The sequence below is a fragment of the Leptolyngbya sp. O-77 genome, assembly GCF_001548395.1.
Lineage (GTDB): Bacteria > Cyanobacteriota > Cyanobacteriia > Elainellales > Elainellaceae > Thermoleptolyngbya.
In genome coordinates this window covers 4044189-4067994 of sequence record NZ_AP017367.1, presented here as the reverse complement: position 1 = coordinate 4067994, position 23806 = coordinate 4044189, and the positions used below count along the sequence as shown (strand labels likewise).

At 56.8% G+C, this 23806-nt stretch carries 16 protein-coding genes; 7 read left to right on the top strand and 9 right to left on the bottom strand.

Annotated features, from left to right (window positions below):
• Positions 1–10: 10 nt before the first annotated feature.
• Positions 11–2353: an ATP-dependent helicase gene (locus O77CONTIG1_RS17245; protein ID WP_068513010.1), complete on the bottom strand. Its 2343-nt coding sequence runs from the start codon at positions 2351–2353 to the stop codon at positions 11–13.
• A gap of 72 nt (positions 2354–2425) precedes the next feature.
• On the opposite strand from O77CONTIG1_RS17245, the gene O77CONTIG1_RS17240 reads away from it, so the two are divergent.
• A complete protein-coding gene (locus O77CONTIG1_RS17240) occupies positions 2426–3010 on the top strand; it encodes a Uma2 family endonuclease (RefSeq protein WP_068513008.1) in 585 nt (194 codons plus the stop codon).
• A gap of 53 nt (positions 3011–3063) precedes the next feature.
• On the opposite strand, the gene O77CONTIG1_RS17235 is transcribed toward O77CONTIG1_RS17240, so the two are convergent.
• Together O77CONTIG1_RS17235 and O77CONTIG1_RS17230 are read right to left on the bottom strand one after the other, a co-directional pair.
• Positions 3064–3366 carry an HIRAN domain-containing protein gene (locus tag O77CONTIG1_RS17235; protein WP_225894795.1) on the bottom strand — a complete coding sequence of 101 codons (303 nt, stop codon included), beginning with the start codon at positions 3364–3366 and terminating at the stop codon, positions 3064–3066.
• A gap of 270 nt (positions 3367–3636) precedes the next feature.
• The gene (locus tag O77CONTIG1_RS17230) at positions 3637–4077 is read right to left on the bottom strand and encodes a DUF1810 domain-containing protein (RefSeq protein WP_068513005.1); all 441 of its coding nucleotides are present in this window, start codon (positions 4075–4077) and stop codon (positions 3637–3639) included.
• 164 nt (positions 4078–4241) lie between these two features.
• Here O77CONTIG1_RS17230 and O77CONTIG1_RS17225 point away from each other — a divergent pair, with 164 nt between their 5' ends.
• Positions 4242–6011 (top strand): glycosyltransferase family 39 protein, encoded by a 1770-nt coding sequence (locus O77CONTIG1_RS17225; RefSeq protein ID WP_068513003.1) that lies wholly within the window; start codon positions 4242–4244, stop codon positions 6009–6011.
• Here O77CONTIG1_RS17225 and O77CONTIG1_RS17220 read toward each other — a convergent pair.
• Together O77CONTIG1_RS17220 and O77CONTIG1_RS17215 are read right to left on the bottom strand one after the other, a co-directional pair.
• Positions 5965–9120, bottom strand: coding sequence for a PAS domain-containing protein (locus tag O77CONTIG1_RS17220; RefSeq protein ID WP_225894605.1), 3156 nt, complete (start codon positions 9118–9120; stop codon positions 5965–5967). The genes O77CONTIG1_RS17225 and O77CONTIG1_RS17220 overlap by 47 nt on opposite strands.
• A 234-nt stretch (positions 9121–9354) precedes the next feature.
• Complete coding sequence (locus tag O77CONTIG1_RS17215) at positions 9355–10701, bottom strand: glutamine synthetase family protein (RefSeq protein WP_068512997.1); 1347 nt, start codon at positions 10699–10701, stop codon at positions 9355–9357.
• A 570-nt stretch (positions 10702–11271) separates the two neighbouring features.
• On the opposite strand from O77CONTIG1_RS17215, the gene O77CONTIG1_RS17210 reads away from it, so the two are divergent.
• A complete protein-coding gene (locus tag O77CONTIG1_RS17210) occupies positions 11272–12852 on the top strand; it encodes a calcium-binding protein (RefSeq protein ID WP_068512993.1) in 1581 nt (526 codons plus the stop codon).
• A 109-nt stretch (positions 12853–12961) separates the two neighbouring features.
• Here the strand turns inward: O77CONTIG1_RS17210 and O77CONTIG1_RS17205 are convergent, their stop codons facing one another.
• From O77CONTIG1_RS17205 to psaA, 3 genes are all read right to left on the bottom strand, one after another.
• A complete protein-coding gene (locus tag O77CONTIG1_RS17205) occupies positions 12962–14236 on the bottom strand; it encodes a PQQ-dependent sugar dehydrogenase (RefSeq protein ID WP_225894604.1) in 1275 nt (424 codons plus the stop codon).
• A 361-nt stretch (positions 14237–14597) separates the two neighbouring features.
• Positions 14598–16826: a photosystem I core protein PsaB gene (psaB, locus tag O77CONTIG1_RS17200; protein ID WP_068512988.1), complete on the bottom strand. Its 2229-nt coding sequence runs from the start codon at positions 16824–16826 to the stop codon at positions 14598–14600.
• 203 nt (positions 16827–17029) lie between these two features.
• On the bottom strand, positions 17030–19285 hold the full coding sequence (psaA, locus tag O77CONTIG1_RS17195) for a photosystem I core protein PsaA (RefSeq protein ID WP_068512985.1): 2256 nt from the start codon (positions 19283–19285) through the stop codon (positions 17030–17032).
• Positions 19286–19437: 152 nt separating this feature from the next.
• On the opposite strand from psaA, the gene O77CONTIG1_RS17190 reads away from it, so the two are divergent.
• A complete protein-coding gene (locus O77CONTIG1_RS17190; RefSeq protein ID WP_068512982.1) occupies positions 19438–19761 on the top strand; it encodes a hypothetical protein in 324 nt (107 codons plus the stop codon).
• Positions 19762–20108: 347 nt separating this feature from the next.
• Here the strand turns inward: O77CONTIG1_RS17190 and O77CONTIG1_RS27120 are convergent, their stop codons facing one another.
• Complete coding sequence (locus O77CONTIG1_RS27120; RefSeq protein WP_286132378.1) at positions 20109–20237, bottom strand: hypothetical protein; 129 nt, start codon at positions 20235–20237, stop codon at positions 20109–20111.
• Positions 20238–20276: 39 nt separating this feature from the next.
• Here O77CONTIG1_RS27120 and O77CONTIG1_RS23740 point away from each other — a divergent pair, with 39 nt between their 5' ends.
• The 3 genes from O77CONTIG1_RS23740 (at position 20277) to O77CONTIG1_RS17175 (ending at position 23672) form a co-directional block, all read left to right on the top strand.
• The gene (locus tag O77CONTIG1_RS23740) at positions 20277–22403 is read left to right on the top strand and encodes a hypothetical protein (protein WP_225894603.1); all 2127 of its coding nucleotides are present in this window, start codon (positions 20277–20279) and stop codon (positions 22401–22403) included.
• A 341-nt stretch (positions 22404–22744) separates the two neighbouring features.
• Entirely contained in the window at positions 22745–23020 is a 276-nt protein-coding gene (locus O77CONTIG1_RS17180; protein WP_225894602.1) for an Asr1405/Asl0597 family protein, read from the top strand.
• 7 nt (positions 23021–23027) lie between these two features.
• Complete coding sequence (locus O77CONTIG1_RS17175) at positions 23028–23672, top strand: (2Fe-2S) ferredoxin domain-containing protein (protein WP_068512975.1); 645 nt, start codon at positions 23028–23030, stop codon at positions 23670–23672.
• Positions 23673–23806 lie beyond the last annotated feature (134 nt).

Here is a 23806-nt window from a genome sequence, read left to right as displayed (position 1 = left end):
TATGCAGAATTTACGAACGCCCCAGAGTTTGCATGAGCGCATTCAGAACAGGCGTGGGCTGTTGGGCCTGCAAATTCGACGGATTCGCCCAGCTAAAGGGGGCCTGTCGTTCGGCGGCCATCCACAGCAAGCGGCGGGCGCGGGTCATGGCGACATACAGCAGGCGATACTCTTCCGCAATTTTAAGCTGCTGCGCCTGCTGCCAGGCCGTGTGGATATCAGGTAGAGGCGACTGGTGAACCTGGGCGCGAATCTGGGCGCGGGCCACTTCTGCCAGGTCAAACTCGCCCAAAAACTGCTGGGCGGGCGGCACCCAGGCTTTGCCGGGAATCGTCTGCTGCTGCAAAAACGGCAGAAACACAAAGTCCCAGTCCAGTCCCTTCGCCTTGTGCATGGTAATGATGGTGAGTTGCTTAGGGCGGACGTAGCGTGTGTCGATGTCCTCCGTTTCCACAGGCTCAAACCGCTCAGATTGCACAATTTCGCTCAGCACCTCCAGGGTGAATTGCAGCGACGGCTCGCTGGCGGTTTGCTGGGCAATGCGGGCAGCGAGCTTGTCGGCCGTAGCGAGTTCTGTCTGGTCATAGTTCAGCGTCAGCGCCAGAAAGGGAATCAGTTGAAACTGCGGCAACTCTACCCGCGCCCGCAGCAAGCCTGCACAATAGCGTCGCGCCTGCACCACTGGGTCGGGCTGGGCGGCTTCTAGCGGGCCGGGATAGAGAAAATCTTCCGGCTGGCTGCTGAGGGCATCGAGATCCTGCGGCGGAATCAGTTGCCGATCGGCCAGGACGCGCAGCGCTGCTTTCAGGTTGTCGGGCGAATGGGGGCGATCGCAAAATTGCAGCAGCGTCAAAATTTCGCCGGGTACATGCGAATGGCGATCGCGCTCTCCCACCTCATACACCGCAATGCCCAGCGCCCCCAAATCCGCACCCAGCTTATAGTCCGTCGGATTTCGCAGCACAGTTGCCACAAAGCGTCCCATGCGGTTCTCGCGCACCAGCACCGCCGCCCGCGCCGCTGGCTCCTTGGCAAACAACTCCGCCACCCGCTGAGCAATCAAATCCACGCTGCGGTAGATATCCGGCGGAAAGCGGATCTCCACGCCTTCGCCCTCTGGCGGCGGATTGCTGTCGGCCTGGGGGTCGCTGGGGGGCACGGGACGGATCGCCTGGAGGCGAAAGGGGAGGGGGCTTGCAGCAAGGGGGCGATCGGGTGCGTTGTTGACCCACTGCACCAGGAAATTGGCGGCATCGATGACGGACTGGGTGCTGCGGCCAGCCTGATCCATCTCGGCGAGGCGGTTCTGCTGCTGGCACTGGGCGCAAAATTCGCGGAAAAACAGCGGGTCGGCGGGGGTGAAAGTGGAGTTGATGGCCTGGTTGGGATCGCCAACGCGGACGAGGTTGGGCTGTCCCGTGTGGGGATCGGCGGCAAGCAGTTCCAGCAGGCGTGTTTGCAAGGGCGAGGAATCCTGGGCTTCGTCTTCAAACACAGCGTAGACCTGCTGCTGCCAGGACTGTCGCGCCTCGTCGTTTTGCAAGACGCGCAGGGCCGCGAGGATCATGTCGTCGTAATCCAGGAAGCTGCGCTGATGGAGCAGGGTTTCGTACTGTTCGTAGAGTCCGGCGGCGACTTGCAGGGCAATATTGTTGGGCAGGAGGTTAATGCCGTCTTCGGTGATGTAGGACGGAGAAAAGTCGGCGCTTTGGGCGATCGCCCGTACATCGTCAGGACTCAAGCCCGAACTTTTGGCTTCGTGAATCGCGGTGTTCGCCAGATTCGGCAAAATCTCCGTGCCCAGCACCGATCGCCGCCGCAGTCGCTCGGTTTCTTCGGCATCGACCTGCTGCCCTTCCAAAAGCTGGCGATAGAGGTCGGGATGCAGGGTGCTCCACTGCTCTACGGCAGTTTTGATCAGCCGATTGCCCCGCTCTGGCGTAATCAGCGTTAGCCGCGTCAGGTCAAGTTCGGACAAATCGGGGTGACGGCTGGCAATATTCAGCGCTAGGCCGTGCAGCGTGTAGACCGAAAACCCGGCGGCGGGCAGTCCCAGGTCTTTCAGTAACGCGCGGATTTTGGCCCGCAGGTTGGCGGCGGCGGAGCGCGTGAAGGTGACGAGGAAGATCTGCTGGTTGGGCAGCGTCCGGTCAGCGATCGCCTGCTGATAGCGCCGTCCTAGGAGAATCGCCGTGGCGATCGCCATGCCCGTCGATTTCCCCGACCCTGGCACGGCCGACACCGCCAGCGGCCCGCCCGTCCAGTCGGCCATGCGCTGCTGTCCCGGTCGCAGGCGATCGCGCAGAGCTTCTAGCTTCGTCTCTAGCGTTTGTAGTTCTACAGAAAGCACCATGCCTTATAGCGTAGCGCCTGAAACCCAATTCGCTATGCTAAACAAAAGCGCTGCATTGCGAGAACTGCCGCCATGATCGCAGAACCCCAATTTCACCGCCGTTCTCCCCAAGAGTATTTAGATTGGGAAGCCACGCAGTCCGTCAAGCACGAATATCTCGATGGGGAAGTGTTCGCCATGACGGGCGGCACAATCGCCCATAATCTAATTTCGGGAAATTTTTATGCGCTGCTCAAAAGCCATCTACGGGGCAAAGGCTGCCGCGCGTTCATTGCTGATGTAAAAGTGCAGGTGTCTGAGCGTGGGGCATATTTCTATCCCGATGTGATGGTGAGTTGCGATGAGCGCGATCGCCCAGCGGTGAACCTCATCCAACATCCGTGCCTGATTGTGGAAGTGCTTTCTCCCACGACCGAAGCCTTCGATCGGGGCGAAAAGTTTCGTCGCTATCGCCAGCTTCCGACGCTGCAAGAATATGTCTTGATTGATGCTACGCAAATTAGCGTCGATCGCTTCCGTCGGCTCTCAGAAACGCAGTGGGAACTGCAATCTTTTGCCGCCGAAGACACCCTCGAACTCACCAGCATCGACTGGCAAGGGGCGATCGCCCTGCTCTATGAAGATGTGAGTTTCGAGAGCATTCCGCCTTCAAGCTAGATGGAAATAAAAGCGAGGAAGAAGGTAGTTGGATTGCTTTATTAAGCAGCTTCTCAGGTAATTAATCCAATTTCGATTTCCAGCCTTTCCCAAGGATTATCAGTAGATTGTCGATTGGCGATTTGGGCGGTCAGTGTTTCTCCACGATCTAGCATTTGCGCCAGGGTTCTGTTCGCAACGCGAGGCACATAGCCCAATTTCCGGCCTTGCCAGTAAACCTCGATCGCATACTCATCATGCTTGTTGTCAGGCTCACGGACAAGCCGCACGGCATCTCCGACAGCCAGGTTTTTCCATACTTTTTCCCCGTCGTAGTATTGAAAACCTGCGACAGGCGAAGTTTGAAGCAGAGTCACTTTAGGACTTTCAGAACTAGTCTCGATCGGAGAAGGTGATCTCTTAACAGGAACAAGTGATGCGCCTCCCAGCCCTAAGAAACCGAGAAAACCTCGTCTGTTCATGCGTCTCCTTTTTAGGTCAATAAATTCTTATTTAGCGTCGGCTTAGAAGCCATCTTCTTATAAAGTAACCTTAGGATATTCACTCATGCCAACTGTTTCACAAAGCAACTTCGCAAAGCGGTTTTGGAACACTGGACGAAAAATCGACGTGACAAGATGAGGGAGTCAGGGCGATCGCCCGATCAACTCCAACGTTCTCGCATCAGGTTCGCCCTGAAAGTATTGGTCGAGCAGTTGGTGAAACACTGAACCAGCGGGCGATACTTGGGCGAACAGCGTGGCGCAGGATCGCAGCTTCATGTCATCGGGTGAGCCGAAGACTTCATAGGCAGATTGTCCCTCTAGCCTGAGAGCCGCCTCGGCGCACTCGATCAGCCGATCGCCCAAGACGGGATGTTGCAGGTATGCTTCGGCTTCGGCGAGGCTTTTGATAGCGTAGTGCTGAGACGTAGCGCTGAAGCCCAGCCCTGCAAATTGCGGGAAGATGTACCACATCCAGTGCGATCGCTTTTTGCCCTGCCGAATTTCCGCCAGCGCCCGCGCATAATCAGACGCTTGCGCCTTCACAAAGCGATTCAGGTCATAGAGTTCGTCTTGCTCTGCCATAATTCACGATATGCGGATTTTAGATTTTAGATTGCCGAGCTGAGGCGATGTAAGACTTTCAGCTCTCGTTATGGGATCGTCTTCAAAAGATTTTCCAAAAGACTTAACCTCAGCCAGCGAACGGGCTTTCCAAAGACCGTGCCCAAGCCTTGTGATGACTTGCCATGAAACTTCACCGCCCGCCTCTGATCCTTGCTTTCCTGCTGCTGTTGGGGCTGGGGCTGCGGTTTTGGGGGCTGGACTTGAAGCCGATGTGGCTGGATGAGGTGATTACGGCGATCGCCGCGATAGGTCGTCGCTATGACGAAATCCCGGTCGGGCAGTTCTTCCCGCTGTCGTATTTGGATGAGTTGTTCACCGTGCAGCCGGGGTTGAGCTGTGGGGATATCACGCAGCGGCTGATCGCCACCTCGCCCCATCCGCCGCTGTTTTTTTGCCTGATGTATGGCTGGATGGAGGCGCTGCGGCCGGGCGAACACTGGGTTTGGGCGCTGCGGGCGCTGCCAGCGCTGTTTGGGGTGGGGGCGATCGCCGCTGTGTATGCCCTGAACCGGGTCGCCTTTTCGACTGCGGCGGGGCTGGCGGGGGCGGCGGCGATGGCGGTGTCGCCGTTTGGAGTGTATCTATCTCAAGAGGCGCGGCACTACACGCTGCCCGTGCTGATCATTACGCTGGGGCTGCTGGGGCTGGTGCAAATGCAGCAAGATTTGCAGCGGCATCGGTTTCGTCCGTGGGTGTGGCTGGGCTGGGCGGCGATCGCCGGACTCGGACTCTACGTTCACTATTTTTGCCTGCTGGCGCTGGCGGCGCAGGTGGGGGCACTGCTGGGCTGGATGTTGCTGAACCGGGGGCAAATTTCGCGCTGGGGCTGGGGGGCGCTGACCCTGGCGATCGCCGCTGTTTTCCTGATGTATCTGCCCTGGCTGCCGATTTTCTGGGAGCATATGAATCGCCCGGAAACCGAGTGGCTGGGGCTGGCGGACGGGATTTTGGGCAAACTCTCGCCACTGCTGCAAACCGCAGTTGGCTGGGTGCTGATGGCGGTAATCATGCCTGCGGAAAAACAGCCCAGGGCGATCGCCATTCCGTCGGCGCTGTTCATGCTGGGCTATGCGGCGTGGCTGGGGCGGCACCTGTGGCGCAGCGGGCGAAACCTCTGGGGCAAAACGCCGCAGCAGCCTGCGTTGACCTTGCTGGTGGGGTTTCTGGGGCTGGTGCTGCTGGAGTTTGTCGTCATCGTCTACGGGCTGAACAAAGACATCACCCTGGCTCCGCGCTACAACTTTGTCTACTTTCCGGCGGTGTGTGCGCTGGTGGGGCTGCTGCTGGCGCATTTGCCCAAGGGGACGAATCCGAGGCGCGTGTGGGCGATCGCCCTGGTCGTCGGCATGGTTAGCAGCCTGGTCGTTGCCAGCGGACTCGGTTTTTACAAAAGCTTCAACCCGCTAAAAGCCGCCAGCGAGATGTATTCCGACAACCCCACCACGCCCATCAGCATCGTCGTCAGCGCCCCCAGCACCCAGGAAATTGCCCTCGGCCTCAGCTTTGGACTGGAGATTCGCCGCCGCGCCCTGCGGGATGAGTCTACTACGCCGATTCGCCTCGGCTTTTTGGCACAGCCTGCGCGAGACGCAGATTTTTGGGAAGCCCTGGCAAATATGCCCCAGCCCCAGGAATTACCGCTGAATCTCTGGGTGGTCGGGTCTTCGCAAATGCCCAAACAGAGCTTTCCGGCGCAGGTGCGGCTGCGTCGCCCGCCGGGAAGCCGCCCCCGCTGGATACGATGCGCGATCGCCCCCGACGAAACCCACCACGCCGCCAACTATCCCTACCAGGGCTATGTTTGCCCATCGAGGGAGGGGAGCGCTGTTGCCCTTACGCCCCTGCCTACGCCCTCAGATCCTCCGGCGGCAGCAGCGGCAGTCGGATGGTAAAGGTGGTGGAGTGGCGATCGCTCGATACAGAGAGGCTGCCGTGAATTTGCTCGGCCCGTCGCCGCGCCAGCGCCAGCCCCAGCCCTGTGCCGCCGTGCTTCCAGGGGTCGCTGTTGGGAATGCGGTAGAACTTCTCGAAAATGCGATCGCGCTCCTGTTCGGGGATGTAGACCCCCGTGTTGGTAATGTGGATGGCACAGCGAGGAGAAGGGGAGGCAGCGTGTGATGGGTTCTGCTCCAGTTCGTTCCTTTCGAGGCAAGCAGAAATGCAGATGGACTGGCCGAATGGCGTGTACTTGCAAGCGTTTTGCAGCAATTCGGTGAAGATTTGCTCCAGGTAGGAAAAGTCGGTGGTGACGATCAGCGGGTCGGTGGGCATATGAAAGTGCAGGCTTTGCTGCTGGCTGCGGGCACGGCTGACGAAGGGTTCGGCAACGTGCAGTATCCAGGATCGAAGCTCCAGACTGGTCAGCAACAGCGGCTCGGTGTTGGCAGAAAGGCGCGACAGGTCGAGCAGGTCGTTGATCAACCTCGTTTCGCGATCGCACTCACTTTGCAGAATCTTGAAATACTGACTGATTTGCGGGTCGTCGAACACGCCCTTGCGCCGAAGCAAAATCTCCAGCATTTCTGCGGACATTTTGATACTGGACATGGGCGATCGCAGCTCGTGAGACACGGTGTTTAGAAAGTCATCTTTCAAATGGTTTAGCCGGGCCAGCTCATCCACCTGGTGCTGGGCGCTTTGATAGAGGCGCGACTGGCGGAGGGCGATCGCGCACTGGTTGGCCACCTGTTGCACCAGCCGCATCTCTATCTCCCGAAACGCCTCCTGACAGGGCTTAAATAGCCACAAACTGCCCAAAACTCGCTGATCGTGCAGAATCGGGCAAACTAGCATCGCCATTGGCTGCTCAGCCCTTGGGGACGCAATCGGCACAGCAGCCTCATGAACAAGCCTAAGCGCAGGGAGCGGTTCCAGACAGCACCCATGCACAAACTGACCGGCGAGCACGGCTCTATGCACCTCAGAATGCTCGACCATGCTCACCACGAGTCCCTCGCTAGAAGTTGCCTGGGGGCTACTGCGATATTCATAGGAGATGGTCAACGTCTGTGCCGCCAGATCATACAAGCCTGCCTGGCACCGCTCCACGCCCAGCCCGATGCCCAACTCGGTCACAGCAGTTTGCAAAATCTGGTGTTCGTCTAGGCTATCGCGCACCTTGTCGGTAATGCGCTTGAGCCGCCCCTCCAGGTCGATCGCCTGCTGCAACTGGGTGGTGCGCTGCTGTACCTGCGTTTCCAGGGTGGTGTTAAGCAACTGCACCTGGTGGAATAGTTCGGATTGCTGGATGGCGATCGCCAGCTGATCGGCGACGGACTGAGCAAAATCTACCTCCCAGTCTTCCCACCCCGCCAGCGACAAATCTCGCGAGAGGCTAAGGCTGCCCCAAATACCTTCTCCGATTTTCAGCGGCACCAGCAGCCAACGACCGGGGATCTCTGCGGCTAGCTTTTGGTTAACCTCTCCTTCTGCCTGGCGATTGTCGTCTAGCCGCACAGACACCCCTTGCATCAGTTGCCTGCTGATGGGATTGCCCCTGTGGGGAATGCGGAGTCCCAGCAGTCGTTGGGAGACGGGCGACCCCGGCGGCACATATTCTGCCTGAAGCAGCCAGCACTGCTCGGCGGGCAGATATTTCGCAATCCACACGCGGCTGAGTCCCAGAAGGGAAGCGGTTTCGCGAACCGCAGTTTCAAAAATGGTGGGCAAATCCAGCGATCGACGGATTGCCTGAATCACCTGATTCAGCATTTGCTCTCGCTGCGATCGCTGCTTGAGTTCTAGCTCTAGTTGTTTGCGCTCAGTAACGTCTTGCGTCGTGCCATAAAGCGTGACGACGCGCCCTGCCCCATTGACCCGTACTTGGGCACGGGATTCTAGATAGGCAATTGAGCCATCGGCTCGGCGCAGTCGCAAATCGAGAACATAGGGTTGCCCCAGGGCGATCGCCTGCGAAATAGCCGCCTCTAGCCGCAGTTGATCCTCCGGGACAAGCTGTTGTAGCAAATCCAGATATTCAGGGGTGCCCTGGGCAGGGTCTAGCCCATAGATGACATACATCTGCTCCGACCAGGTGATTTGCTTGGTGTCTACGTCAAACTCCCAATCCCCAATCTGACCTACCGCCTGGGCTGTTTTTAGGCGGGCCTGGCTTTGCTGAAGGGCTTCTTCGGCCTGCTTGCGGCGGGTCACGTCTAAATCAACGGTTGTCACCCGCCAGCAGTCGTTCTGCGGCTCGTAGCAACTAGAAGCAATGCAAGAGATCCAGCGAATTGAGCCATCGCGATGGCGAAATCGGTACTCATAGTTGGCAGGTTTTCCTTGCAGGAGTTGGGTTCGCATTTGGGCAAACACCAGCGGGCGATCGTCGGGTAGCACCCGCGAAATCCAGAGATGCTTATCATTCATGAAGTCCTGAGCCGGATAGCCAAACAGCGCTTCGTCTCCAGCAGAGCGATAGTCATAGACGCAGGTCATATCTGCATAGAGCCGAAAACTAGTGACGGCGGCGCAGGCACCGTTCAATACCTCCCGGAGTTGCAGCGCTGTTTGCTCGGAGGTTTGCTCTAAGGCTTTGCGATCGCTGATATCTGTAATCAGCGCATAGTAGCCTTGCACTTGCTGAAGTTCCCCCCTATCGGGAACTAGCAGCACCGAGACATGGCGCAATCCGCCAACTTGATAGGGCAGTTTGGTTTCATAGTGAACTGACTCGCCTCGTAGTACCTGCTCGATAAATGGAGCGGCCATGCGATAGGCTGCTTCGCCAATCACCTCTCGCACTGTTTTGCCATAGAGTTCTTCTCGCGGCCGCTCCATCCACACCTCGTAGGTGCGGTTCATAAAACGGTAGCGCTGCTCAACGTCATTATAGGCAACGCACACCGGCAAAACATCGAGAACCCGCTGAAGGTGTAGTTCACAATCTTGGGACAGAGAACTGGCAACAGACTGTGGTTTGCCGAATACAGCCGTTGCTTCAGGAGGAGCCGAAGCGTGGATTGCTGGGGTGGGCGAGTCGGATAGATCGCAAGGCTGCATTTGGGGAGTGGGGCGATCGCTCACAGGTCTAGAATGCCTCAGAAAGCAGCCTGTAAAAGGCTAGAAGAATACCTGTACCTGAAGGAAATTGGGAGCCTGGCTATCTAGAAACAATAGCATTCTCGGTACGGTACAAGTCTGCTTTCGCTATACCATTCGACGATAATTGTCCCTGTAAGGCATTAGAAGATGCAACCATACTCTAGCCGAACCCTGCAAGAAACCGCTGCGTCGCTAGTATCGCTCTAGCAACTGCTGCACTTCTGCCTCTAGTTCCAGATTGCCCAGGGCGCTCCACTCGGCCCGGCGCACCGCCAAAAATGCCCGCGCCAGGTCTGGCCCCAGCGCATCCAGCAGCACGGTGGATGCGCTGAGGTGGGCGATCGCCTCTCCCAGGTTGGCAGGCAGGCGATCGATCTGGCGAGACTGCCGCTCTGCCTCGGTCAGCGTGGCTGGGTCTACGGCGACGGGTTCGCCCGGTTCTCGCCGCTGCTGAATCCCGTCTAGCCCCGCAGCAAGAACCGCACCCAGTGCCAGATAAGGATTTGCCGAAGCGTCTACTGTTTTTAACTCAAAGTGGGTCGGGCTGGGCGGGTGGGGATTGCTGGGCACGCGCACAGCGGCTTCGCGGTTGTCCATGCCCCAGGCGCGAAAGGCTCCGCTCCAGCTCTGGGGCTGGAGGCGACGGTAGGAATTGGGGCTGGGCGTAGTCAGCGCCATCAGGGCGGGCAGGTGGTGCAAAATGCCGCCGATAAAGTGGAGGGCGATCGCCGACAGGGTTCCGGGTCGTCCTGGATCTGGCAACACATTCACGCCCTCGCGCCACAGGCTGAGATGCAGGTGACAGCCACTCCCCGCCTGATCGGCAAAAATCTTGGGCAAAAACGAAGCCCGCAGCCCGTGCCGCAGCGCTACACCGCGCACCGTTTCTCGCAGGGCAATCTGCGAGTCGGCCGCCCGCAGCGCGTCTCCATAGCGAATAGCAATCTCGTGCTGCCCCGGCCCCGACTCTGGATAATAGCGCTCGACCAAAATTCCCTGCGCTATTAGCGCGTCCGTGATGTCATCGATGACCGCTTGGTTCAGATCCATCCCCAGAGTCGCCGCAAAAGGTGTGCGATCTGCCGGGTGAATCTGTCCTGCTTCGTCCAGCCGCAGCAGATAAAATTCAGGCTCAAACGCCGCCATCACCCGCAGCCCTGCCTCTTGCTCCAGACGAGCTAGCATTCGCTTCAGGAAGCCGCGCGGGCACAGGCTCCAGGGCTGTTCGCCTAGCTGCATGTCGGCCATTACGCGGGCATGGCCCGGCGCGTAGGGCAAGGGGGTCAGCGTCTCCCAGTCGGGCACTAGCCACGCTTCGCCCACCGGCCCCAGTCCGCTGTCTGCGGCCACGCCGTCCACCATCACGGGAACCGCCTGCTGCGCTAACGAGATGCCAATTCCCCAGTCTCGATGTTCCTCTAGAAACTGGCGGTGAAAGGCTTTGCCGCGCATGACGTTGCCGTTGTCGCACCATAGCAAGCGCACAAAGCGGGTGTTGTACTGGGTGAGTCGAGTGGCTAGAGAATCGGAGTCGGTCATGGGGTTTGTGGTCAATGTTGCGATCGCCCTTGCTGAACTTTGGGAAACAGCGAGTGCTGCATAGAGTTCCATTGAAGCAAGATTAAAGCTTCAATAAAGCCTCTGTGAAGCCCGTGGAAGAGACTGAGGGCAGCCTTAATATACAGGAGGGGAAGTCACCTCAGTAATTCCACGCAGCCTATCGCGAGGGTTTTTAGCATCAGCTCTTTAAGTTTCTGCTAGGTTTCGTCCTGTTTCAGCAAAGTCTGATTGTCTAATTAGTTGTCTAGGTTTAGTTGTCTGGGTTTTTCAGGTTCAGTTTTCGAGTTTTAGTTTTAGGACTTACGCGGTTGGACGATTTCTTGAGAGCGCAACCCACGAGAGATTGTTCCAAAGCCCAAAAGCTTATTGCAAGTGCGTAGATCCTAAGTTTTTAAGTCTCAAGCTTTTTAGGGTGCAAATCGGTTTGAAGAGTAGGTCTGCTGAATGGCAGGCGGTTTTGTGCTGCTGTTTGTGCTGCCCAGTTTCTGCTGAACTTCACATTCAACCCTGTGTTCTCATCCGGAAATTGCCCCTCGACTCTTGCCTCCTATGGATACCCAAACCCCGTTTTCATCTGCCAATTTTTCTCCAGTCCGCTCCTCCGATTTTCTAGAAATCGTCCTGGGTAGCGGCAATGACACGATTTTCACCTCTACTGAACACTCAGAGCGAACCGTCTATCGGGGTGGTTTGGGCATCGACCGGATTAATTTGGTGTTTACATCCGAACAACTCCAGACCATCCTCGATGGCGGCCAGTTGCCCGCTCTAAAGACTTACCTCAGCGATCCAACAAATCGACGGCTGGAGCTAGTGTCGCTGCTGAACTTTGCGGCTGAGGGCTTTGAGATAGCGGCTTTGTATATTCAAGATACGAGTAACCCGGACTTGGGCGATCGCCTCGTACCCATTTCCACCGACGCGCTGCTCAATACCGATGCCGTTAGCATTGGTCGGGCATCATCTAGCTTCAGCAGTTCACCCTCCGTCCTGCCTGACGATTCACCCGAGGTTCCCGGCATTCATGATTCGCCCAATGTCGAAATGCCAGAACTCGATGAGTGGATACCTCCGGTAGATGAGGCGATGGTGAGCCTTGATACCTTTTCCATAGCAAGCTCCGTGGAAAGTTCGGACAGGGTGATCGCAGAAATGCCAACCCTGGTTGGAACGCCGGGAGTTAACACGCTGTTCATTGCAATGGATAGTGCCTACACTATCAAAGCTAACAGCGGCAACGACTACATTTACGCTGGCAGTGGCGATGACCTAATCTACACCAGCAGTTTTGGTTCAACAGATACGAACCAGGTATGGGCAGGCGCAGGCAACGACACGATTGTTCTGAGCAGCGGTGCAGATACAATCTATGGCGAAGACGGCGACGACCTGTTTTTATTCAATGTGCTGGGTTATGCAGACGGCAGCGCTCTGGATGGCGACACAATCTACGGCGGCGCAGGCAGCGACACCATCCGCAACGACACGCCCGGAGCCGACATCTTCCTCTGGCAAATCAACAACTTCTACCAGTTCCCCACATCAACCTGGATTCTGGGCGTAGAAGTGTTCGATGGCAACGGGGGAACAATCATTGGGCGCGATACGCTCACCAACTATCTCGACTTCTCAGGGTTTGAATCGGTCATGAATGTCCCGCTGATTCGGCTGGGAGAAACTTACGACCTGGTAAACGCATCTACCTTTACTACACCTGTAGAAATTCACGGACTTGCGGGCAATGATATCCTCATTGGCGGTGCAGGCGATGACACGCTAGTCGGCGGGCCGGGCGACGATGTGCTGACGGGTGGCCCCGGTCGAGATACGTTTCACCTGAATGCACCCGGACAGGGCATAGACCAAATCACTGACTTTACGCCCGGTATGGATCGCCTGCGAATCGCAGCTTCCGACTTTGAGAATTTCCAAAGTGCTGGGCCGTTGCAGGCAAACCGATTTGCCGTAGGTGTCGCCGCTCAGACTTCCCTCCACCGAATCATCTACAACCCGTTGAACGGAGATTTGCTATACGACGCAAACGGCTCTGGCGATGGCGTGGGCGCTGTGCAAATCGCGATCCTGCCAAGAAACCTATCGCTGAGTCACTCTGACATTCTGGTGATGTAGAAGTTTGGCTGGAGTGATGATGTAGATATCGGTAGATATCGGCTGTCTAAAGCGCAGCCACTTGCCTAAAGCGTAGCCACTTTAGATTGCAGCCGCTTCAATTTCGTCATCAGGAAGCGCCTAGACGAATCAGGCGGCCGTTTGGCGCGTCGGTGAGGACGTAGAGATAGCCGTCCGGGCCCTGGCGCACGTCTCGAACCCGCTGTCCAATAGGAATTGAAGATTCGTTGACAACTCGCCCTGCCCCATCTACCTCTATCTGGCGTACATCTTGTGAGACCAGACCACCCGCAAACAGTTTCCCTTGCCACTCTGGGAAGCGATCGCCCCGATAAATCGCCAACCCCGACGGAGCCGTAGCCGGAGTCCACACTAGGCGAGGATCGACCATGCCCGGTCGCGACTGTTCTGATGAAATCACGCCACCAGAGTATTCGCGGCTAAAGGTGACCACCGGCCAGCCATAGTTCTTACCGGGGGCAATCAGATTCAACTCATCGCCGCCGCGAGAGCCGTGTTCTGTAGACCATACGCGCCGCGTCACCGGGTCAAACGCCAGCCCTTGTATGTTGCGGTGTCCGTAGCTCCAAATGCTGGGTTCAGCATTTGCGCTATTGACAAAGGGATTGTCGGCTGGGATGGAGCCATCGTCGTTGAGCCGCACAATTTTTCCCAGATGCACATTCAGATTTTGTGCCTGGTTGCGGATCAGGTCGCCGTCGAGCTGCACGGGCGGGTTGCCGCCGTCGCCAATCGACACCAGCAGCGTATTATCGGGCAGCCAGACCAGACGAGAACCAAAGTGTTGTCCCTGGGTCTTGGTGCGGTTCACTTCAAATAGCACTGTCCAGTTGGTCAGGCGCGTTCCGTCAAACTGGGCACGGGCGACGCGAGTTTGGTTCGCATTGGCCGCGCCGTGGGCATAGGTGAAATAGACCCAGCGGTTTTCGGCAAACTGGGGATGCAGGGCGATATCCAGCAGTCCGCCCTGACCAACTGCCAGCACTGGGGGAACGCCGGGAATCGGGGTTGGGTCAAGCCTGCCGTTGCGAATGATCCGCAGCCGTCCGGGCCGTTCGGTCACCAGCATATCGCCGTTGGGCAGCCAGGCGATGCCCCAGGGATGCTCCAGATTTTCGGCAAGGATGGTTTGCTGGATGCCAGGTTGCTGGGCGATCGCCCCGCTGAGGACAGGCGGAATGGCGGCATCAACCTCGCTAGCAGCAGAGGCAAGGTCAAACGCAGCAGGTGCTTCAGCATTAGATGCGGCAGGCGGAATGTCAGAAGGGGAATCGGCGGGGGTGATCGCAGCGGGAGAGGCTTCGGGCATCTCTGGCTGCACCGGAGGTGAAGCAGCACAACCAATTAGAGAAACGAGAGCCACTAGATATCCTGGGGTTTTCAAGAGGTCAGGGTTCAGAATCGCCATAGGACATTGAGTTGCCGAATCACTGCACGAAAAATCAGCCCGCTGAAATCATCCTGCTAAAATCCTGGTCGTCAGGCGCTTTCGGGGACTGCGTAGAGGGCGATCGCCGCCTACACAATACAGTTTGATTATAACGACGGGCTTTCCTGCCCCGGATCTGTCCCAGTGCAGAGCATTTGTAAAGACGCTGATCAAAGTATGCTCAAACAAGCTCAGATACGCTCAAATCCGCTTGAAATTAGCTGAAACAAAAAGCCCCTCACCGGATGGCGAGGGGGCTTTCAGTTAAGGATTCAATGACCTGAACTCCATCAACCTAGCCAAATCGACTAGAGGTTGAGGCGATCAAGAAGGCGGCATAGGTCAGGATGTAGCCCACTGTGAAGTGTGCCAAACCTACCAGACGAGCCTGAACGATCGACAGCGCCACAGGCTTGTCCTTCCAGCGCACCAGGTTTGCAAGCGGCGTGCGCTCGTGTGCCCAGACGATGGTTTCGATCAGCTCTTGCCAGTAACCACGCCAGCTAATCAGGAACATGAAGCCGGTTGCCCAAACCAGGTGTCCAAACAGGAACATCCAGGCCCAAACCGCCAGGTTATTCATGCCGTAGGGGTTATAGCCGTTGATTAGCTGAGCCGAGTTGAGCCACAGATAATCGCGCAGCCAGCCCATGATTGTTGGCGAGCTTTCGTTGAATTGCGCCACGTTGCCTTGCCACACGCCCAGATGCTTCCAGTGCCAGTAGAAGGTGACCCAACCAATGGTGTTGAGCATCCAGAACATGGCGAGATAGAAAGCGTCCCAAGCAGAGATGTCGCAGGTGCCGCCCCGTCCAGGGCCGTCGCAGGGGAAGCTGTAGCCGAAGTCTTTCTTGTCGGGCATCAGCTTCGAGCCGCGAGCATCCAGCGCGCCTTTCACCAGGATCAGCGTGGTGGTGTGCAGACCCAGGGCGATCGCATGGTGAACCAGGAAGTCGCCAGGGCCAATGGTCAGGAACAGCGAGTTTGCGCCGCTGTTGATGGCATCCAGCCAGCCCGGTAGCCACACGTTGCCGTGATTGGGCCAGGCGGTCGCTGCAATGCTGTCAGGATTCGACAGCAGCGTGTTAAAGCCATACAGGGCCTTACCCGAAGATGCCTGAACGAACTGAGCAAACACAGGCTCCACCAGGATTTGCTTTTCGGGCGTGCCGAAAGCCTGCATCACGTCGTTGTGGACGTACAGACCCAGCGTGTGGAAGCCGAGGAACAGCGACACCCAGCTCAGGTGAGAGATAATCGCTTCCTTGTGTTGCAGCACGCGATCCAACACGTTGCCTTTGTTCTGAGCCGGATCGTAATCCCGCACCAGGAAGATTGCGCCGTGTGCAAACGCGCCCACCATGATGAAGCCAGCGATGTACTGGTGGTGGGTATAGAGCGCTGCCATCGTCGTATGATCCTTCGCAATGAAGGCATAGGGCGGCATGGCATACATATGCTGCGCCACTAGCGACGTGATCACGCCCAGAGAAGCCAGCGCCAGCGCCAATTGGAAGTGCAGCGAGTTGTTCAGGGTTTCATACAAGCCCTGGTGGGGCAGGTTGAACTGACCTTCACTGCTCTTGCTCAACAGACCAGCCTTGGAGTTCAGCATTTCTTTGATGCTGTGTCCAATGCCAAAGTTGGTGCGGTACATGTGGCCAGCGATGATGAAAATCACGGCGATCGCCAGATGGTGATGCGCGATATCCGTCAGCCACAGCGCCTCGGTCTGAGGATGGAAACCACCCAGGAACGTCAGAATCGCAGTACCAGAACCTTCGCCAGAGCTAAACACATGGTTCAGCCCATCGGGATTTTCTGCATACACACCCCAGTTGCCCGTAAAGAAGGGCAGCAAACCAGCGGGGTGCGGCTTCACCGACAGGAAGTTATCCCAGCCCACATGAATCCCGCGAGATTCGGGAATCGCCACGTGAACCAGGTGACCCGTCCACGCCAGAGAGCTGACACCAAACAGACCAGCCAAGTGGTGGTTCAACCGAGACTCAGCATTCTTGAACCAGGACAGCGACGGACGGAACTTGGGTTGCAGGTGCAGCCAGCCCGCGAACAGGAAGACCGAAGCCAGCAGCAGTAGGAACACTGCGCCCGTGTAGAGTTCGCCGTTTGTCCGCATCCCGATCGTGTACCACCAGTGATACACACCAGAGAAAGCAATGTTCACCGGGCCAGAGGCACCGCCCTGAGTGAAGGCATCGACAGCGGCTTTACCGAAATGAGGGTCCCAGATCGCATGGGCGATGGGTTTTACATGCAGTGGGTCTTTAATCCACTGCTCGAAGTTGCCTTGCCAGGCGACGTGGAAGAGGTTGCCCGATGTCCACAAAAAGATGATTGCCAAATGACCGAAGTGAGAAGCAAAAATCTTTTGATAAAGATTCTCCTCCGTCATGCCATCGTGGCTTTCGAAGTCGTGGGCGGTGGCAATCCCATACCAGATCCGACGAGTGGTCGGATCTTGCGCCAAATCCTGGCTGAATTTTGGGAATTTAGTTGCCATAAGTCCTGATTAACAGACTCAGTTAACAATCAGCAGTTTTGCTATTTAGCCTCCAGTCTACCCGACTCAAGTGGTGGAACCCTGGGCACCTCGCTACAGAACCACACAGATTTCATTACAGAAACCAATACAATCCATCACTCGATGCCCAACGTTCACCGTCCTTGTCTAGTAGCTCAGAGAAATCAGCGCTTTGGAAGCACCTAGCCAACAGCAATAATTCGAGCCAGGAAGAAGGCCCAAGTCGTCGCGATACCTCCCAGGAGGTAGTGAGCCACCCCAACCGCACGACCCTGAATGATGCTCAGAGCGCGAGGCTGGATTGCCGGAGCAACCCGAAGCTTGCTGTGGGCCCAAACGATGGATTCGATCAGTTCTTGCCAGTAGCCGCGACCGCTGAACAAGAACATCAGGCTGAACGCCCAGATGAAGTGGGCACCCAGGAAGATCAGACCGTAGGCCGACAGCGCCGAGCCATAGGAGCCAATCACCTGAGAGGCTTGTGCCCAGAGGAAGTCACGCAACCAGCCATTGATGGTGATGGCGCTCTGAGCGAAGTTGCCGTTCGTAATGTGCGTTACCGAACCGTCTGGTGCGACCGTGCCCCATACATCCGACTGCATCTTCCAACTGAAGTGGAAAATTACAATCGACAAGGAGTTGTACATCCAGAACAGACCGAGGAACACATGATCCCAACCAGACACCTGGCAGGTGCCGCCACGACCGGGCCCGTCGCAAGGGAAGCGGAAACCGAGGTTGGCTTTGTCGGGAATCAGACGAGAGCTGCGAGAGAAGAGAACACCCTTCAGCAGAATCAGCACCGTCACGTGGATGGTGAAGGCATGGATGTGGTGAACCATGAAGTCTGCCGTGCCCAGGGCGATCGGCATCATGGCGACTTTGCCACCCACAGCTACTAGGTCGCCACCGAAGGCGATGCTAGCAGGGCCGATTGCGTTCGGAGCGGTAGCTCCAGGAGCAGCCGTATGCAGGCCTTGCACCCACTGAGCAAATACGGGCTGGAGCTTAATCGCCGTGTCCGAGAACATGTCTTGAGGACGGCCTAGCGCTCTCATTGTGTCGTTGTGAATGTAGAGTCCGAAGCTATGGAAGCCCAGGAAAATACAGACCCAGTTCAGGTGGGAGATGATGGCATCGCGATGACGCAACACCCGATCCAGCAGGTTGTTGACGTTTTGAGCAGGGTCGTAGTCGCGAACGAAGAAGATCGCGGCGTGAGCGCCTGCACCCACGACCAGGAAGCCGCCAATCCACATGTGGTGAGTGAACAGCGAGAGCTGGGTGGGGTAGTCTGTTGCCAGGTAAGGATAGGGCGGCATTGCATACATGTGCTGCGCCACGATGATGGAGAGAGACCCCATCATGGCCAGGTTGATGGCCAGTTGGGCGTGCCAGGAAGTCGTGAGGATCTCGTAGAGACCTTTGTGACCTTCACCGGTGAAGGGCCCTTTGTGTCCCTCCAGGATTTCCTTCATGCTGTGACCGATGCCCCAGTTGGTGCGGTACATATGACCCGCGATGATGAACAGAACGGCGATCGCCAAATGGTGATGTGCCGTATCGCTGAGCCACAGACCGCCCGTGACCGGGTTCAGCCCGCCTTTGAACGTGAGGAAATCGGCGTATTCGCCCCAGTTGAGGGTAAAGAAGGGAGTCAAGCCCTTCGAGAAGCTGGGATACAGATCTGCCATCAGGCTGGAGTTCAGGATGAACTCGTGAGGCAGCGGAATATCCTTTACAGCTACGCCCGAATCGAGCAACTGGTTAATGGGCAGGGAGACGTGAATCTGGTGACCGGCCCAACCCAAGGAACCTAGACCCAGCAGACCTGCCAGGTGGTGGTTCATCATGGACTCCACGTTTTGGAACCACTCCAGCTTGGGAGCGGCTTTGTGGTAGTGGAACCAGCCAGCAAATAGCATCAAGCCTGCCATCACCAGCGCACCAATCGCGGTGCAATAGAGCTGGAAGCTGTTGGTAAAGCCGGAGGCGCGCCACAGTTGGAACAAGCCAGAGGTGATCTGGATGCCCTGGAAGCCGCCGCCAACATCTGCATTCAAAATCTCTTGACCGACAATTGGCCAGACCACCTGGGCACTAGGCTTGATGCCCGTGGGGTTGGTTAGCCAGGCTTCATAGTTTGAAAACTTAGCGCCGTGGAAATACATCCCGCTCAGCCAGATAAAGATCACCGCGAGGTGACCAAAGTGAGCGCTGAAGATTTTACGGGAGATATCCTCTAAGTCGCTGGTATGACTATCAAAATCGTGAGCGTCCGCATGAAGGTTCCAAATCCAAGTGGTGGTTTTGGGGCCCTTCGCCAACGTGCGGTCGAAGTGTCCCGGCTTGGCCCATAGCTCAAAAGAGGTAGGAACCGGGTCTTTATCAACCGTCACCTTGACTTTCGCTTCTCGCTCCCGTGGGGTAGTTGTCATTAGAGACTCTCCTCTCTCTAGACAAGGAACGAAAATTAATCCAAACCCAGGCACTGCTTTCGCAGCAAGCCTCCCCGCTCACCACCGTTCGCCGATGATGATAACCAGGCATACTAAGACCCAGGGGGAGCGTGTAAACCGCTTTACGGCAAATGCTTTGGCAGCAAGGCTTTCAAGCAGTTGGGGAAGTGGGGGAGGAACGTCGCGATCGCCCCTGGCAAGGGCCAAAACGGCGACAGGACGTGACCTGGGTAGGTTTCTTAGAGATTATAGTGCTGTGTTTAGCCCAAGTTTCACGGCTATTAACAATAATTCAAGATGGGAAAACTTTGATTGATCCTGCGTTTCACGAGCAGTGGGACGCAAAAGATGTCCCGTTTGTGGCCGAATATTTACAAATCGAAATGGTTAATCATAAACCAATCCTAAGCATAGAAAAATCAGCAGGAAACAGCCGTGAAAGAATTCAAAAGTAGTGTGGGACACGATCGCCCAACTCCTCTGCATACCGAGCTTTCGTTTTTTGCTTGGCTACGTATAAGACACAAGAATTAATGCCATTAAAAATCCTGGATCTTGTATGGTTGGCGATCGCTCTATCTATTTCTCTAGAAGTCTTCGCTCACAAAATAGACGCAACTCTGAACCATCGCTATCGCCTTTACCCATCTCTATCATCTCTATATCATCTCTAGAGTGCTTGAGAGGCTTGAGAGTGCTTGAGAGTGCTTGCATCAGCGTGCCTGTGCCTTTCGCGATGGTTGCCTAACACGGGAGGACTGGCGGAATTTGTTCTGGGAGAGAGTGGAAGCGGTATAGTTCCCTATGGATAGACTCGATTCATTTTGTTTGCAGGGAACAGGCTAGCCCGCTGAAGCTGAACATCGGCTAGCCGCCCTGGAAGGGCGATCGCACAGGAGTGAGGCGCGTGGTGATGCAGCGGATACGGCAATGGGGCAAACGCCTGGTGATCTTGGGTTTAGTTGCGATATTGGGGCTAGGATCTGCCGCCTGTGGTGAAAAGCCCGTCCGCAAGGGCGATCGCCCCTCGACTAGTCTCAGTAGTCCCCGTCCCAGCAGTATTTCCGAAGTGCCTCCCCCAGCGCTACTGCTAGACCTGCGCCCATTTTTGGAGAATTATCAGCCGCAGGTCAAAATCCTCAGCCCGCGCCCGGACGAAGTGCTGCAAGATGACAAAGTTTTAGTCAAGGTGCAGGTCAACGACTTGCCTATCTTTAAGGACAAAACCCTGGGGTTGGGGCCACACGTCCATGTGATTTTGGACAACTCGCCCTATAAAGCGCTGTACGACGCTGCCGAGCCGATTGTGTTCGAGAATCTGGAGCCGGGGACGCATACCGTGAGGGCGATCGCCTCTCGTCCCTGGCACGAACTCTTCAAGAACGACGGAGCCTTTGCCCAGGTTACGTTCCACGTTTATGCAAAAACGCCGGACAACCGCCCTATCCGCAATCAGCCCCTGCTTACCTACAGCCGTCCCGTTGGTTCCTACGGCGCGGAACCTGTGATGCTGGACTTTTTCCTGACCAACGTGCCGCTGCACTTGGTCGCCCAGTCCAGCGAAGATGACGATATCCCCGACTGGCGGATTCGTGCTACGGTCAACGGCGAGAGCTTCTTGATCGACCAGTGGCAGCCCATTTATCTAAAAGGGTTCAAGCCAGGCAAGAACTGGGTACAGCTAGAGTTGCTTAACGAAGACGGAGAGCCAATTCCCAACGCTTTCAATAACACTGTTCGCGTATTGACCTACACTCCTGGCGGCACGGATGGACTATCAAAGCTAGTGCGGGGCGATCTGACACTAGACGAAGCCCGCGCCATTGTTGACCCCAACTACAAGCCTGCCCCGAAACCACTGCCCACGCCGCTTAGCAAGGAATCTCCCACCCCGAAGCCAGCGGTGTCACCCGTGCCAGAATCCCCGAAATCTGCGCCAACAGAAATCGCGCCAACGCCCGTACCTCTGCCCGCGTCCAAAACTGCGCCCGCAAAACCTGCCGTTTCGCCCGCCCCCACTCTAGAATCTGAACCACCAAAGGCGGCGGAACCCAAACCATCACCGCCCGAAGCAGCGCCCTCCCAAAAAGTAAATTCTAGCGGGCCAGAGCCGTCGGAATCGGCAACACCCAAGGCGATCGCCCCAGAGCCTTCGCCCAGCCCACGCCAATCATCTCCCGTGGTGGAGTCAGCGCCGACCCCAGCACCGACCCCAGTGCTAGCTCCCACACCAGCCGCCGAACCCAGCCCTGTGCCTGTCCGCCCAGCGCGATTCCCGCAGGGATCGCTTCGCGAATCGCCCAAAGCAAAGAAAGCCCAGGAAACCGCGCCCGCATCACCGAAACCTGTGGTTTCCCCAGCGGCGACCCCCAGCCCCCGGCCCCAACAGCCAGAGCCAGTGAAAGAGCCAGTGAAAGAGCCAGTGGAGCCGAAGTCGTTCGATCGCGAGCCATCGGATTTGGAGCCATCTGGCAAGACGCCAGCTCCTACCCCCGCAAAAGCGCCGCCGCCGACTCGCACGACTGAGCCAGCGCCCAGAGTGTCCCCAGCGCCCAGAGTGTTCCCAGTGCCCGCTGTGCCGACTCCGGAGCCAAGCGTCATCCCAGAGCCGTTGCCAAGTCCCCCTGCCCAGTCTGCTCCAACCCCGTCTGTGCTGCGCGAACTAGAAGAGCAGGTGCAGGAGCAAGTGCAGGAGTTGCCTGCGCCCAGCCCCACACCGCGCGTCAGCCGACCCGCTCGACCCAAACCCAAGAGCTATCTGGACAGCCTGCGCGATCGCCTGAAAGAGTTTCAGTCTTCAGCCAGCACTAAGGTTGAGGCGCTGCAAGAGTCGCTCCAGTTGGGTGTGAAAGAGTTGCAGGAGTCTGTTAAATCCAAACCTGCTAGCTCTAAGCCTGCTAAATCCAAACCTGCGGAGCCGCCCAGCGCCCGACCCAGCCTGCGACCAGAGTTGGTTAGCCCTACTGCCCAGCCTGCGCCACTTTCGGAGCCAACTGCGCCGCTGGAGCCTGTTGATCTAGCGCCAGTAGAGCGATCGCCCCTGCCGGATTTGGTCGCGCCTGCCGCGCCAGAGCGCCTCCCCTTTGAAGAGGAGTGAAGCATTTCTATCGCACACTCACTCAGGATTTAGATCAATCTTGGAAGTAAGTTTTAATCTAGAAATTCGCTGAAACGACCGTTTGAATAGGCTTTCGGCCTTGTTCAGGTAGCGAGTTTGACGATTTGCTAATGAAAATAGTTTGCAAAAAGATCCAGTGAGCGTCTATCCTGGAAATAGGAGCTATTGACTTTTATTGTCAATAGAGTGCTGGCTATTGATGATGGAGCGCTGGTTACGGCGTGCTGCTGATCAAGCTCACAGAGCGCTCTTTAGACGTACTTTAAGTACTCGTTGCCCTTCCTTCTGCAAATCTTCACTGACCTGCTGACGCTGGATTGATGAACCCGACCACACCGCTTACTGCCGAAGCAACAACCGATTCCGACGCTTCATTACTGCCAGCGATCGCCATATCTCGGAGCGATCGCTGGCAAGTCTACCACCGCCTCCGAGATCTCAATATTCCGGCATACTGTTTTCCAGATGGGATGCTTCGGGCCGACGTTTCTACGCCCCTGGCCGCCCTCCAGGTGAGGAGCGTGATTTACCAAATCACTGCCTCTCGCAAAGATTTAGTTGAACTATTAGACCGCTGCTGGCGCGTCAAGGGGTAATTCACTTATGGGCCACAAAAGCGAAAAAACACCGTTTCAGATCGAAGGTCGATTTCTAGGACTGGTGGTAAAAGACGGCTACAAGATTAAGGGATTGCGCCTGTCAACGGCGGTCGGAGAGCTATATATCAAGCTGTCAAAAGAAGCGCGGGCAAGCTGTCAGCGGGTGCTGGTGCCGGGTGAGTGGCTCCAGGTCAGCGGCTATCAGCAGTTGGACTATGGCGAGGGGATGGTCAAGTTTAAGGCAGACCATATTCGGGTTGCGTCACCCAGTGCTGACTTGGCAAGCCCTGAGCGAGCAAGCCGTGGCTTAGAGCCTCTCCCAACCGCTTCTCCGGCACAGCCAGCGGCTCCTGCGCCCAGCGCCACCAGCACGATCCTGTTTTGCCAAAAATCGGACTGCTGCAAGCGCGGCGGCCGCGCCGTCACCGAAGCGATTCAGCAAGCCCTGGGCGATCGCCAGCTCGATGACCAGGTAAAGCTCAAAGGCACAGGCTGCATGAAACAGTGCAAAGCCGGGCCCAACGTCATCATCAACAAGACGCGCTACAGCCGTATTCGCCCCGAAGACGTGCCGCAGATTATCGATCGCCACTTTCCGCCCACGGCGGATGAACCTACTTCGGCGATCGCCGACAGCAGCCATCGCTAACCCGTCACGATTCATCGTTTGCCCATCGCAAGATTGAACCAAACATAATGCGGCGTTATGCGGCATTCGGCATTATGCAGCAGTCTTCGCAGCCCGAGTTCGCAGTTCCGCTGCTTAATCTTTTCACCAATATT